Genomic DNA, 13,139 nt, shown 5'->3' on the forward strand with positions numbered 1-13,139 from the left:
CCATCTTGATTCTGCGACGTTGGAAACAAGCGGCGTTCGAAAATTCAGCTACTGCTGGACAACTGAGGCGATAGTTTTCGCGACCCTTGCGGCGATCGTGCCGCAATTCCTGCCTGGCGTGCGCGTCGATCTTGTGAATCCGCTCGTCACACCGCGCGCACCGGCATTGTCGCAGGCGTTCGCGCTCTCTTGTTTCTACAACGATCGGAATAAGATGACAGGTTGTGATTGCCGCGTGGCGAGCGACGAGTTACGCAAAGGCAAATCATTTCTCTTACACCATCGGCAGCCGCCGTGAGGCCGACGACCGTTTTGTGCAATTAGTGTGGCTCGGCGCCTGACGGATTATCGGCGCGCGGCATGGAGAATATGGGCGGCGAACGGGTCGTTAGCGGCCGAGGGCTCGAATCCATAGCGTGCCAATAACTCCGGGACGGCCGAATCCGCGATCTCGGTGAAGCCCATCGACCGCAGCTGCTGGGCGAGTTCGTCCGGCGGAAAGAAGCATTGCCACGGTTCACCCCGCTCCGCGACACGCTGCATGACGGACGCCAGGGTGGCACGGCGGTCGGGCGGCAGCGCCGTGGGCAGATCGTTGTAGTCCACGATCACCTGGGTGGGCGCGTCGAGTCCGGCGGTAAAGGACAGCATGTCCAACGCGGCCTGCTCGGTCAGGTACACCACCACACCGAGGCAGACGAAGATTGTCGCGGCACCGCGGTCGAACCCTGCCCGGGCAAGCGCCACGCCCAATGGTTCGCGCTCGAAGTCGGCGGGCACGAAGGTCAGCGACGGCGGAATCCGAATATCGGCCTCGCGCAACCGCAATCGCTTCCATTCCTGGGTCCGCGGGTGGTCTACCTCGAATACCCGCAGATCCGGATAGGGGTTTCGATAGGCGAAGGTCTCCAAGCCCGCGCCGAGGATCACGACCTGCCGCGTGCCGGTAGCGACGGCGGCGCCGATCGCGTCCTCGGCAAAGCGGAACCGGGTGACGATCCACGGATGGACTTGCTCGGGGATCCAGTACTCGCTCGAGGCGGTCAACTCGGTGGTCTCCAGGCCGACCAGGCGCACCGCCAGCGGATCGTCGAACACCCGCGGCGACGGGGTCGACTGATGCGTGGCGCGGACGAGCGCGACCGACAACGCTGTCCGGCTCGGCTGACCGACCTGCACGGCGACCTCCATGTGACCTGGGAATTCCGCCAGCTCAGGGTATCGGCCGCCGGTGACAATCCGCACGGCCGCTGTTCGATCGGCTTGACCTGCCGCTGACCTGGTGCCGTGCGGGGTATTGACAGTTAGTGACCGATCGGTTGCAATGTAGGAGTGAGCTACGACACGATCATCAAGGATGGCCGCTGGTTCGACGGCGCCGGTTCGCCTTCCGCTCTGCGCCATATCGGTCTTCGCGAGGATCGTGTCGCCGCCGTGTCGGCGGAGCCGCTCGATGAGACAGGCTGCCCGAACGTCATCGATGCCGAGGGCAAGTGGGTTGTCCCGGGGATGATCGACATCCACACCCACTACGACATCGAAGTGCTGAAGACGCCCGCGCTGTCGGAGTCGGTACGCCACGGCATTACGACGGTGCTGCTCGGTTCGTGTTCGCTGTCGACCGTGCACGTGGGCCCCACCGACGCGGGCGACCTGTTCGGTCGGGTAGAGGCGATCCCGCGCCGGCACGTCATCGAGGCCATCGAAGAAACCAAGACCTGGCACTCGGCGCACGAGTACGTCGCCGCACTGGAGAACCTGCCGCTCGGGCCGAATATCGCCGCACTGCTGGGACATTCGGATATCCGGACCGCGCAGCTCGGGCTCGACCGCGCCACCCGCAAGGATGTCCGTCCCACCGCTGCCGAAGTCGCGGCCATGGAATCGGCGCTCACCGAGGCACTGGACGCCGGGTTCGTCGGGATGTCCGCCCAGCAGCTGCTTTTCGACAAACTCGACGGCGACACCTGCCGGTCGCGCACGCTGCCGTCGACCTACGCCAAAGCCAGGGAACGCCGCCGCCTCAACGCGATTCTGCGACGGCGGCGGCGGGTGCTGCAGGCCGGACCCGATATCGCCTCGGTGCGCAGCATTGCCGCGATGACGCTGAGCAGCTTGGGCATCTTTCGCAAACGATTGAAGACCACGTTGTTGTCGGCCGCCGACATCAAGGCGAACCCGGGTCTGGTGTACATCATGGGCCCGATCGCGCGTGCGCTGAACGCACTCGGCGGCGACTTCCGCTGGCAGCATCTGCCGGTGCCGTTCGAGGTGTACGCCGACGGCATCGACCTGGTGATCTTCGAGGAGTTCGGTTCGGGCGCCGCGGCACTGCATCTCGCTGATCAGGTCGAGCGCAATGCCCTGATGCAGGATGAGGCGTATCGGCGGCGGTTCCGCAAGGACTACGACGCGAAGTTCGGGCTGCGGGTCTGGCACCGCGACTTCTTCGATGCCGAAATCGTCGCCTGCCCAGACGATTCCGTGATCGGGAAGACCTTCGGACAGGTGGGTATCGAGCGCGGCGGTGCGCATCCGGTGGACGCGTTCCTCGATCTGGTGGTCGCGCACGGCACGAAATTGCGTTGGCGCACCACGATCTCCAACCACCGGCCGAAGTTCCTGACCAAGCTGGGCGCGGATCCTGGTGTGCAGCTGGGCTTTTCCGACGCGGGCGCACATCTGCGGAATATGGCGTTCTACAACTTCGGTCTCCGATTCCTGCGCCGGGTGCACGATGCCGAGCAGTCCGGGCGGCCGTTCATCTCGCTGGAGCGTGCGGTGCACCGGCTGACCGGGGAACTGGCCGACTGGTACGGGATCGACGCCGGTCACCTCCGGGTGGGCGACCGAGCCGACCTGGTGATCATCGACCCGGCGCACCTCGACTCCGCGCTCGACGCCTACGCGGAAAGCCCGGTCGCGCAGTATGACAACCTGTCTCGCATGGTGAATCGCAATGACGGGGCGGTCTCGGCCGTCTTCATCGGCGGTAAGTACGTCTTCGGCGACGGCACGCCCGCGCCGATCCTCGGTGCCGACCGCACCGGACGTTTCCTCAGGTCTCGGGCGCGGTGACCGATCAGCCGCGACGCACGCAAGCCCAACGCCGCGCCGCGACGATCGCCAAACTCGTCGAGGCCACCATCGAGGCCATCGCCGAGGTCGGTTACCACAACGCCTCGCTCGGCGAGATCAGCCGCCGGGCCGGGGTGTCCAAGGGTGGCATCTTCCGGCACTTCGACTCGCGGACGGACCTGGTCGTGGCCGCTGCCGAAGAGGTCGGCCGCAGGCATATGCGGGCGTTCGACAATATTCGGGCGCGCGAGAACGCCGACCGGCCACTGGATTTGGCCCACATTCTGCACCGGGCCCGCAACCAGATCCGCCAGGAAACCAACACGGTCTGGTTCGAACTGCTGGTCGCCGCGCGCACCGAGGCGGAACTGCGGGCCAGGTTGGCTCCGGTCGCCCGGGCGCTGATCGACGACGTCGAGCGGGTCGCGATCGCCGCGCTCACACCCGCTGTCCCGGCCGATGTCGCCCGCCTGCTGGCCACCTCGGTGGTGCACATGTTCGACGGCGAGGCGATCTTCCGTTCCACCTATCCGCGGCCCGAATTGGAAGACACCCGAATCGAATACGTCGCCCGCGCCTTTCAGCAGCTGACCGGGGAGGGTCGAGTCGACTCGAGTTCCTGAGCAACCCTGCCTGGTCGATCACGGCGAACCTCGCACATGAATTATGGGCTATTGCATAATCTATAGCGCTATTGTTGACTGAACCTCATGGCCGACACCGTTACCGTCGAACGCGACGGACATGTCCTGCTCATCGGACTCAACCGCCCGGCGAAGCGCAACGCCTTCACCCTCGAGATGCTCGGCGAGCTCTCCCGCGCCTACGCGCTGCTCGAAAACGACGACGACCTGCGCGCCGGTGTGCTCTTCGGCCACGGCGAGCATTTCACCGCGGGTCTCGACCTGGTCGATGTCGCGCCGGCCCTCGCTTCGGGCGCGATCACCTACCCCGAGGGCGGAATCGACCCGTGGCGGCTGGATTACCGCTGGACCAAGCCGGTGATCGCGGTGGCACAGGGCTGGTGCATGACGCTGGGCATCGAGCTGCTGCTGGCCGCCGACATCCGGATCGCCGCCGAAGGTACCCGGTTCAGTCAGCTGGAAGTTCGGCGCGGCATCTACCCCTTCGGCGGTGCGACCCTGCGGTTCTGGCGGGAAGCCGGCTGGGGCAATGCCATGCGCTGGGTGCTCACCGGCGCCGAGTTCGACGCTGCCGAGGCCTACCGCATCGGCCTGATTCAGCAGATCACCCCCGATGCCGCCACGGCGCTCGACGCCGCGCGCACGCTCGCCACCGAAATCGCCGAGGACTCGGCGCCATTGGGTGTGCGCACCATCCTCGCCTCCGCGCACCGTGCCCGCGACGAAGGAAATGCCGCGGCGGCCGAGCATTTGGTCGGCGATGTCACCAAGCTTTTCGCAACGGCCGACGGTGCGGAGGGGATTCAGTCGTTCGTCGAGCGACGTAAGGCCCAGTTCACCGGTAAGTGACGCGGGAACGGCCCGCTGGTGCCCCGATCAGGCGAGGCGGAGATCCATCTGGATGGTGGTGCCGTGCACGCCGGTATGGATGCGGACCAGGTCGGTCAGCTGGTTGACCAGAAGCAGGCCGCGGCCACCGAATTGGAACGGTTGCGGGGGTAGCCGACCCGCGAGCGGATTGGTGATGTGGCCCGCGTCGCGGACCTGGCAGCGCAGTTGCCTGCCCTCGGTCCAGAGCGCCAGCGTGCCGCTGCCGCCCCCGTGCACCACCGAATTGGTGATCGTCTCGGCGACGACCAATTCCAGATCCACCATGTGGTCCTCGGCCATGCCCGCCCGGCGGGCGTAGGCGACCGCCCGATGCCGGGTATCGGTGAGCGAGGTGGCATCGAAGGCGATCACGTCGGCGATCGCGGGCGGCGGGGGCAGCGGCTTGTTGTAAGAGGCGACGATGTGGTCGGGATCGTAGGCGCCACTGGGGCGTTCGCCGCTGCTGTCGATCAGTGTCGGATGCGTCGCGTGCGCGTCGGCCAGCACGAGCGGGTCGAGGCGTTCGGTGTCGTAGGGGCACAGGATGGTGACCTCGCGACCGGTGAACGCGGCGTTGATCAGCGCTTCGTGCTGGACGCATGCCGGGTATTCCGTCGCGGATCGGCCCGCCCAGATGGGTTCACCGATGATCCGCACCCGACCGGTCGGGTAGGTGTCGGCGAAGGCGCGCAGCACGCCGGGAATGATCCGGCCCGGGTTGCGGCCTTCGACGGTCATGTCCATCAACCGCACCGCGTCGGCATCCGAGCCGAGTTCGGCGCGAATCAGTTCCAGGTTGGGGCCGGGGACCGACACCGCGACCGGTTCGTTGTTGGCCAATCCTTCTCGGATGAACCCGACGGTGCCTGCCAAATACTCCTCGGTGTCGCTGTAGAACAGCGCCGGGTGCACGAACGGGTCTGCCGAGTCGGCAGTGGGTGGTCCAGCGGCGGCGGCGGTGGTGGTCATGCGCGGTCTACCTCGAGTGTGGGGAGCGACGGCCAGAACAGGTCCAGGATGCGGACCAGCGTCACCGGTGGGTTGTGCAGCACGACCCTGCGTCCCTGTGCCGACTGATTCGTTGCTTCCACCAGTATCAGGGTGCCGTGGGTGTCGATGAATGTGAGCTCGGACAATTCCAGATGGATGTCGGGGACACTGGGCAGCTCGGCCAACGCGGACCGCCAACTACCGTGCGTCGCCAGATCGACCTGTCCCACGCACCGCAGACCGGGCGGGCTGTTGGTCGGAAATGTCCGCAACCTCGGCGAAACGGGAGACGTGGGGTGGCTCCTGTCGGCGGGTGTCGCTGGCTCGGCTCGCACCGTCACATCACTCCTTCTGCCTATCAACGGCAGGAAATTACGTGAACAACATACGCGGGGGCGGGCGGCGCCGATCATCCGGGCCGCTGGTGTCGGACCCGCACCGGCGCGTGCCGGTAGACCATGATGTGTCCGTGCGTCCCGGCTGGGCCGGGTGGTGGTTACCTGTCGCTCGTCTCGAAGGAGAGGGTCTGCACGATGGCATTGTCACGGCGGAGGTTCATCGGCGCGGCCGGGTTGGGTTCCGGCGGGATGCTCATCGGGTCCCGGGCCGGTGCGGTACCGGAGCCGGTTGCGGAGGTGGCACCGAAGGTCGTCCTGCCCGGCGACGCGGAATACGCACCGCTCACTCTTAGGGGCTACAACCGGCGGTTCGTCGCCCGCCCCGCGAAGATCTATCTGCCTGTCGACGCCGAAGAGACCCGTTCCGCGGTGCGGAGCGCCGTCGCCGAGGGGTTACGTATCGCTACCCGTTCCGGTGGGCACTGCTTCGATGGCTTCGTCGACGACCCGCAGACCCGGGCGATCATCGATCTGAGCCGGATGCGCGGGGTGTACTTCGACGAACGTCACCACGCCTACTCCGTGGCCGCGGGCGCGGAGATCGGCGCGGTGTACGAGGCACTGTTGCGCGGCTGGGGCGTGACCATTCCGGCCGGAATCTGCTTGGGCGTCGGCATGGGCGGCTATTTGAGCGGCGGCGGCTACGGTCCGCTGTCTCGGCGGCTCGGGCTGGCCGCGGACCATGTGTACGGCGTCGAGGTGGTGACGGTCGACGCGGCCGGGGCGGCGTCGGTGGTGGTCGCCACCAAGGACGGACCGAATGCCGATCTGTGGTGGGCGCATACCGGGGGCGGCGGCGGCAATTTCGGTGTGGTAACCCGGTTTCTGCTCCGCTCGCATGATGCCGACGGTGCGGACCCGGCGCGATTGCTGCCGAAACCACCGGCGAACATGATGACGGCACGGTTGGTGCTACCGGTCGCGAGCGAAGCGGCGTTCGTTCGCTTTGTCGGGAATTACTTGGCCTTTTTCGAACGGAACAGCCAGCAGGACAGCCGATTCGCCGGTCTCTATGCCCCGCTGCATGTCAAACCGTTCGCCGGGTCCTGCGACATCCTGGTCCTGCTCGATGCCGATGCGCCAGACGCCCGGTCCTGTTACGACGAGTTCGTCGCGGCGGTGAGCGAGGGCGTCCTGCCGCCGCCGATCGTGCCGCCGCTCGAGCAGAAGTCCTATCCGGACACCGTGGCGCAGGTGTATTACGCCAAGGGCCCGCAGCCGCCTCGGGTGAAAGTAAAGGCGGCGTATCTGCGGCGGTCGTACACGCCTGAGCAACTGCGGACGTTCTACCGGTACCTGACCGATGTGCGCTATATCGGCGAATCCCAGCTGGAATTCCTGCCTTTCGGCGGCGCGATCAATGCCCGGCCGACCGGAGCGACCGCCATGCCGGTGCGTGACTCATTCATGAAGATGCTCATCCACGCGGCATGGCGCGCTCCGGCGGACGACGACAGATTCACCCAGTGGGCTCGCGAGATGTATCGCGACGTCTATGCCGCGACCGGCGGGGTGCCGGTGCCCGGCGAGGTCGACGGCGGGAGCTACATCAACTACCCGGATCCCGACCTCCGGGATCCACGATGGAACACCTCGGGGATTCCCTGGCACACCTTCTATTACCGCGACAACTACCCGCGGCTCCAGCGGATCAAGGCGGAGTGGGATCCGCTCGGCACCTTCCGGCATCAGCTGTCGATCGACCCGAATGAGTGACCTGTTCGTGCGCCGGTCTCGGTTCAGGATTCCGGCAGCAGCGACGGATCGGTGCTGTACGCCCGCAGTCGCCCCAGCATGGCGGCCCGAGATTGGGCGAACGCGGCGTCGCGATCCAGCAGGCGCGCGCGGGTGACCGCGGCGTAGCCGAGCGCGTCGAGTTCGAAGGCGAGGACGCCGGGATCGGTGTCCGGCTGTAGCTGGCCGGCATCGAGTGCGGAGCGAATGACGGAGTGCACGAACGCGTCCCACTCGCGAGCAAGCGCGACCAGGCGGTCGCGGACCGGGCCGGGGCGGTCGTCGAACTCGTGCTGGATGGCCACGAAAAAGCAGCCGCCGGGCAGTATCAGGTCGGCGTAGAACGCCAGGCGCGATTCGTGCAGCGCCCACAGCTGACCTATCCCGGCCGGTGCTCGCAGCGCGGGTGTCACTACCTGCTCCACCCACTGCAGGCGCGCGCGTTCGATGGCCGCCAGTTGCAGCTCTTCCTTGTCGCGCCAGAGCGAGAACAGGCCGGACTTGCTGACGCCCGCCTCGGCGGCGACCTGTCCCATGCTCAGTCCGCCGAGCCCTTCGACGGAAGCCAGCGAGACCACCGCGTCCAGCACTACGGTTCTGGATCGTTCGCCGCGAGCTCGGCGCCCGTCGGCCGGGTGCCTGTTTGTCATGTGAACATCCTATCGCAATAAGTCCGACCGATCGGTCGGAATAGTGGAGAGGTGTGCGAATTCAACGCGTGGCCGGGGCAGGAGCGGGCGCCTGACCCCGGGAGATCCACCGGAAGCGTACGTCCAACGGCGGATGGCGAAATGGGGGATTCCCCTGAGGCAGAAACGTATTCGTTTCGGATACCGTCGAGGCATCGTAATTGCCGCTCGAAACCGTCTGCACGCCAATGCTTTAGACGTTTCCGCGACGGGGAATGGCCCGGTAGGCGGCCGCGGTGGAGAGTTTGTGTATCGGATCCGAACGCGATAGGCGCGTTCCGTGTGAACAAGAGGTCGATGGTGTCGGTAACGAGTGTGGGTACGGGTAGAGCTCGACGGGTGATGGTGCGAACCGTAGTGGCGGCGACACTGGCGCTGGCCCCCGCCGCTGTCATCATTCCGGCGGCCTCCGCCAGGCCGTGCGTCACGCCGACGGAGATCGGCTGCCACGGCGGCTTCCACCACGACCCGCCCAAGAGCGGCCTCGATGACGACTTCTTCGGCTACGGCATGGATGGCTTCGATGGTTCCGGGCGTGACCGATTCGGCCGTGATCGGTTCGGCTATGACCGAAGCGGTTACGACCGGTGGGGTTACGACCGATGGGGCTACGACCGGAACGGCTTCACCAGGGAGGGTTGTGCCCGAAACGGGGCGGACCGTCCCGATGCCGACGCCGGGAAATGTGAACGGTTGCGGTCGCGTCCGTCCAGTGGCAGCAGCTCCTGACGGTTGCTGCTCGGCGAGCTGAGGCAGGTGTATCGCCTGTTCAGCCCGACTCGCCGAGCCGGGGTATCGGCGAAGCCGGGCGGCCCGGCTGCCGAGTTCGCTAGTTTCTATTCAGACGGTCATCGTCTTATCGAGTCTTTCGGCTGGTGAAGGGGATCCGTGATGAATGCTGACTGCTCCGGCTCCGAACGGGAAGCGAACTGGCGTACGAAGGCGCGACGGGGTGCGTTTCGGGCTGTTCTGGTGTCGGCCGTCATGGCGGCCGTGTTCAGCGCCGTGACCGCGTGTGGCGATGAGAAAGATCAACAACCGACCGATGCGGCGGTAGTGCAGACCCGGTCCGGGCCGGTGCGCGGGACCGTGACGGCCGACGAGCGCGCATTTTCCGGAATCCCCTATGCGGCACCACCGGTGGGCGAGCTGCGGTGGAAACCGCCTGCCGCACCGGCTGTTTGGTCGGCGGAGCGAGACGCGACGAAGCCGGGAGCCGAGTGTCTGCAACCCGAGGACGCCGGTCGGCTCACCGGCAGTGAGGACTGCCTGTTCCTGAATGTGTGGACACCCAGTGGCGCTGCCGATCGGAAACGCCCGGTGCTGGTGTGGATCCATGGCGGCGCGTTCACCACCGGCAGCGGTAGTTTGTACAACCCCGCGCGATTGGTGCGCACCGGCGACATGGTCGTGGTGACGATCAACTACCGGCTGGGTGCGCTGGGTTTCCTGGGGCATCCGGCGGTGGCGCACGAGGACGGGCAGGTCGGCAATTTCGGGTTGCTGGATCAGCAGGCGGCGTTGCGCTGGGTGCGTGACAATATCGCCGCGTTCGGCGGCGATCCGGCCAAGGTGACCATTGCCGGTGAGTCGGCCGGCGCGATGTCGGTGTGTGACCACCTGGTGTCGCCGGCCTCGGACCGGTTGTTCCACGGCGCGATATTGCAGAGCGGGCCGTGCGAAATGCAGACCGACCGGCAGACCGCGGTCGCCAAGAGCGAGGAGTACTCGGCGACGATCGGCTGCCCGGACGCCGATGCCGCCGCGGTAGCTCGGTGTCTGCGTGCGGTACCCGCTGAGCAGGTGGCCGCGACACCGTTGCACTTCACCGGGGAAGCCGGTGTCGGTCTGCCCAGTCCGAGCTACGGCCAACCCCTGCTGCCGGACGACCCGATGGTCGCATTCCGTGACGGCAAGGCCGCGAAAGTGCCGGTACTGATCGGCGTGAACCGAGACGAATACACCTATTTCGTTGCCGGACAGACGATCACCGCCCAGCAGTATCCCGACCTGTTGAAGATGTTCGGCCCACAAGCCGACGCCGTCACCGCGCAATATCCGCTCGACCGCTACGCGCAACCGGAGCTGGCCTGGTCCGCGGTGATGACCGACCACGTCTTCGCGTGCCCGATCGCCGACAACACGAAATCCCTCACCCGCACCGGCCCCGTCTACGCCTACGAATTCGCCGACCCCGATGCCGCGCCCCTCCCCGGGCTACCGTCCCCACCGCCCTTCCCCTTGGGCGCGGCCCACGGCTTCGAACTGCCCTACCTGTTCGACCTCGACCGGACTCCGTCCCCCGCCACCTCAGCTCAGCAAGCCTTGTCCGACAAGATGATCCGCTACTGGTCAGCCTTCGTCCACACCGGCGACCCGAACGCCAACGGCCTCCCGCACTGGCCCCGCCACACCGGCGACCAGTCCCTGGTCCTGCACCCCGACACCGCGACCACCACCAACATCCACGAAACCCACCACTGCGCCCTCTGGACCCAAATCCCCACCCCGTGACACGCGCTCGCCCGTCTCGCGGCGCCAAATACAAGCGTTCGCAAGGCAATCGAGGCAACCGCCTAAGCGGCAAGATCAGTACCAGTGATGTGCTTGCCAGAACTCCCAGGCGCGGATGGGGTTGCCGTAGCGCTTGTTCATGTAGTCGTAGGTCCAGCGGATCTGGGTTACCGGGTTGAACGCCCAGTCGGGACCGTGGGTGCCCATCTTCTGGGGCGGCAGGGCTTGGCCGAGGCCGTAGGCGCCGCTTTCCGGGTTGATGGCGAAAACATTCCAGCCGCTTTCCCGGGTGATGATGTTGTCGAACGCCCAGAAATGGTGTGGCGGCACGATTGTCATCGCAAGAATTTTGACCGTTGCCCGGGGTAGGGAGAGGGCGGAGCCGGCCGAATGGGTTTCCCAGGTGCGCGACGGCGTCGCGCAAATCGGCGGCGCATCGGGAGCCGCGCAATCCGTGGCGACAGCGTTTGCCGGAGCGGCGCAGAGAAAAAGCGCACTGACGGCTGCTGCGACGGTAGGAATGAAGTACCGCATCGTCGATTCGGTCCTTTCGTATCCACTGATTGAAACTCGAAGCCTGTCGTGCTAATTCAGCAAATCACTAGTGACCGATGTTGTTGCGCAGCCGCTCCGGAGTGTCATTCAAATGAATAAGTGCACTCCAGGCGGGTATGGCCCGCGCAACCTGCGGAAACACTGCCGCGTGGCGGCGCGCGACAGTGATGCATTTCAGCTATTGTGGCTGTTCATGATGACTACCCCGGGTCGGACGCGAATGCGAAGCCGTCTCGCCGCGTCGGTGGTTGGTGCGATCGTGGCAGTGCTGGTCTCGCCGCCGTTGGCGACCGGGCAGACGGCACCGGAGGCTGAGCCGAAGACGACTCCGAACGCGGCGCCCGAGGCTCCGGGGGATTCGGCGCCGCCGCGCATTCGCGGCACCAACTGGGCCGGATATGTGGTCACCGGGAGCTTCAAGAGCATTTCCGCGGAATGGGTAGAGCCCGAGGTAACCTGCACCGATACCGGCGTTATTCAGCGCGTGGCGCCGTGGGTCGGCCTGAACGGAACGCTGGTGAACGGCAAGCAGGCCTTGCCGTTGATGCAGACGGGTGCCGAAGCGATCTGCGTGAGTGTGGCGGGCACGCTGGCGTCGCTGCCCGGGCTGGCCATCGTGAACCTGGCGAGCGCCACCGTCGTCAATAATCCCGCCTGGTTCCGCAATGCGATCAGGGCCGCGCAAAGTACGAACACCTCGCTGGGCCAGGCCACGTCCGATGTGTGCGCGGGCATCGGCAGCGCGTCCGCCCAAGGCGCCACGGTATGCACGCAAGAGATTTATCGGATGGCGTTGTGGGAGGCGTATCCGGCAAATCCGGGGATATACGAGGGCGTCACATCGGCCCCCGGTGACAAAATGCGGGCTTCGGTCAGCTTCGACGGCTCCGCCTACACCATGACGGTGGCGAATGTGACGCAGAACTGGACGCGGACCACCGTCGTGGAGTCCGACGCCCCGGCATTGACCGCGGAAATTATTGTCGAGGGCCAGCTCAACAGTGCCCTCCCATCGTTCAGTCCGATCACCTTCACCAACGTGCAGGTCGACGGAAAGCCGTTAACGGCCTTCGAGCCGGTGAGCTATTCGATCGGCGCCACCAACGGTGAACTCGGCCCCGGCCCGATCTCCAAGGACGGCAGCAGCTTCACCATTGCTAAATAGTCGGGCCACATGCCCGCGGCGAGGGGCCGGTCAGGTCCCCGACGCGTAAACATGGTTGTCGAGATCGGTAGCGACCTTCGATAGCCGATGCGTGGACCGTGCCGGGCGTCGGCGGGCGATCGCAAGCGGCGCCGCAGGGCGTTGCACAGTGACCGGAACGCCGGACCCCGCGGCACGATCCGGCCCCCATCGCACCGCAATCAGCGAAACATTAAGAGTCCCGCGATATCTCGGTCAGGATATGCGCCACGCTGCTAACGTGGGCCGTCCCGGGGCCGACGGTAGACCGGCTCTGCTGACAGGTGGAGATAACGCATGGCACAGTCCGGAATGAAGGAACTTATCACCCTCGGTCACGAACAGAAGTACATAACGCACGCTGAGATCAACGAGTATGTTCCGGAAGCCATCGGTGATCGGGATCAGTTCGTCGGCATCATCCAGATGCTCGACGCCCGAGGTATCCCGGTGTACGAGTCGGATCCGGTCTCCGGCGAATAGC

The 13,139-nt window shown here is 65.9% G+C and carries 14 protein-coding genes; 9 read left to right on the forward strand and 5 right to left on the reverse strand.

The window, feature by feature from the left end:
• Positions 1 to 19 precede the first annotated feature (19 nt).
• Positions 20 to 298, forward strand: coding sequence for a hypothetical protein (locus KV110_RS07990; protein ID WP_218474746.1), 279 nt, complete (start codon positions 20 to 22; stop codon positions 296 to 298).
• A gap of 47 nt (positions 299 to 345) precedes the next feature.
• Here the strand turns inward: KV110_RS07990 and KV110_RS07995 are convergent, their stop codons facing one another.
• Positions 346 to 1,245, reverse strand: coding sequence for a class I SAM-dependent methyltransferase (locus tag KV110_RS07995; protein ID WP_218474747.1), 900 nt, complete (start codon positions 1,243 to 1,245; stop codon positions 346 to 348).
• Positions 1,246 to 1,332: 87 nt separating this feature from the next.
• Between KV110_RS07995 and KV110_RS08000 the strand changes: the two genes are divergently transcribed.
• The 3 genes from KV110_RS08000 to KV110_RS08010 all read left to right on the forward strand — a co-directional run bounded on the left by KV110_RS08000 (position 1,333) and on the right by KV110_RS08010 (position 4,571).
• Positions 1,333 to 3,078 carry an N-acyl-D-amino-acid deacylase family protein gene (locus KV110_RS08000; protein ID WP_218474749.1) on the forward strand — a complete coding sequence of 582 codons (1,746 nt, stop codon included), beginning with the start codon at positions 1,333 to 1,335 and terminating at the stop codon, positions 3,076 to 3,078.
• Positions 3,075 to 3,701 carry a TetR/AcrR family transcriptional regulator gene (locus KV110_RS08005; RefSeq protein WP_218474751.1) on the forward strand — a complete coding sequence of 209 codons (627 nt, stop codon included), beginning with the start codon at positions 3,075 to 3,077 and terminating at the stop codon, positions 3,699 to 3,701. The genes KV110_RS08000 and KV110_RS08005 overlap by 4 nt, the downstream gene beginning before the upstream one ends.
• A gap of 87 nt (positions 3,702 to 3,788) precedes the next feature.
• Positions 3,789 to 4,571, forward strand: a complete 783-nt coding sequence (locus KV110_RS08010; protein WP_218474753.1) for a crotonase/enoyl-CoA hydratase family protein — start codon at positions 3,789 to 3,791, stop codon at positions 4,569 to 4,571.
• A gap of 27 nt (positions 4,572 to 4,598) precedes the next feature.
• Here the strand turns inward: KV110_RS08010 and KV110_RS08015 are convergent, their stop codons facing one another.
• Entirely contained in the window at positions 4,599 to 5,561 is a 963-nt protein-coding gene (locus KV110_RS08015) for a sensor histidine kinase (protein WP_218474755.1), read from the reverse strand.
• Entirely contained in the window at positions 5,558 to 5,812 is a 255-nt protein-coding gene (locus KV110_RS08020) for an STAS domain-containing protein (RefSeq protein ID WP_218474756.1), read from the reverse strand. Before KV110_RS08020 ends, KV110_RS08015 begins: the two co-directional genes overlap by 4 nt.
• 303 nt (positions 5,813 to 6,115) lie before the next feature.
• Here KV110_RS08020 and KV110_RS08025 point away from each other — a divergent pair, with 303 nt between their 5' ends.
• On the forward strand, positions 6,116 to 7,696 hold the full coding sequence (locus tag KV110_RS08025; RefSeq protein WP_246634400.1) for an FAD-binding oxidoreductase: 1,581 nt from the start codon (positions 6,116 to 6,118) through the stop codon (positions 7,694 to 7,696).
• A 23-nt stretch (positions 7,697 to 7,719) separates the two neighbouring features.
• On the opposite strand, the gene KV110_RS08030 is transcribed toward KV110_RS08025, so the two are convergent.
• The gene (locus KV110_RS08030; RefSeq protein ID WP_218474758.1) at positions 7,720 to 8,364 is read right to left on the reverse strand and encodes a TetR/AcrR family transcriptional regulator; all 645 of its coding nucleotides are present in this window, start codon (positions 8,362 to 8,364) and stop codon (positions 7,720 to 7,722) included.
• A 378-nt stretch (positions 8,365 to 8,742) separates the two neighbouring features.
• Between KV110_RS08030 and KV110_RS08035 the strand changes: the two genes are divergently transcribed.
• Positions 8,743 to 9,132: a hypothetical protein gene (locus tag KV110_RS08035; protein ID WP_218474761.1), complete on the forward strand. Its 390-nt coding sequence runs from the start codon at positions 8,743 to 8,745 to the stop codon at positions 9,130 to 9,132.
• 255 nt (positions 9,133 to 9,387) lie between these two features.
• Positions 9,388 to 10,917 carry a carboxylesterase/lipase family protein gene (locus KV110_RS08040; RefSeq protein ID WP_246634401.1) on the forward strand — a complete coding sequence of 510 codons (1,530 nt, stop codon included), beginning with the start codon at positions 9,388 to 9,390 and terminating at the stop codon, positions 10,915 to 10,917.
• A gap of 75 nt (positions 10,918 to 10,992) precedes the next feature.
• Here KV110_RS08040 and KV110_RS08045 read toward each other — a convergent pair whose 3' ends face one another.
• Positions 10,993 to 11,451, reverse strand: coding sequence for an aggregation-promoting factor C-terminal-like domain-containing protein (locus KV110_RS08045; protein WP_218474765.1), 459 nt, complete (start codon positions 11,449 to 11,451; stop codon positions 10,993 to 10,995).
• Positions 11,452 to 11,620: 169 nt separating this feature from the next.
• Here KV110_RS08045 and KV110_RS08050 point away from each other — a divergent pair, with 169 nt between their 5' ends.
• Together KV110_RS08050 and KV110_RS08055 are read left to right on the forward strand one after the other, a co-directional pair.
• Positions 11,621 to 12,637 carry a G1 family glutamic endopeptidase gene (locus KV110_RS08050; protein WP_218474767.1) on the forward strand — a complete coding sequence of 339 codons (1,017 nt, stop codon included), beginning with the start codon at positions 11,621 to 11,623 and terminating at the stop codon, positions 12,635 to 12,637.
• A 315-nt stretch (positions 12,638 to 12,952) separates the two neighbouring features.
• On the forward strand, positions 12,953 to 13,138 hold the full coding sequence (locus KV110_RS08055; protein ID WP_218474769.1) for an RNA polymerase sigma factor region1.1 domain-containing protein: 186 nt from the start codon (positions 12,953 to 12,955) through the stop codon (positions 13,136 to 13,138).
• Position 13,139: the final 1 nt, after the last annotated feature.

Source organism: Nocardia iowensis (genome assembly GCF_019222765.1).
GTDB classification, from domain to species: domain Bacteria; phylum Actinomycetota; class Actinomycetes; order Mycobacteriales; family Mycobacteriaceae; genus Nocardia; species Nocardia iowensis.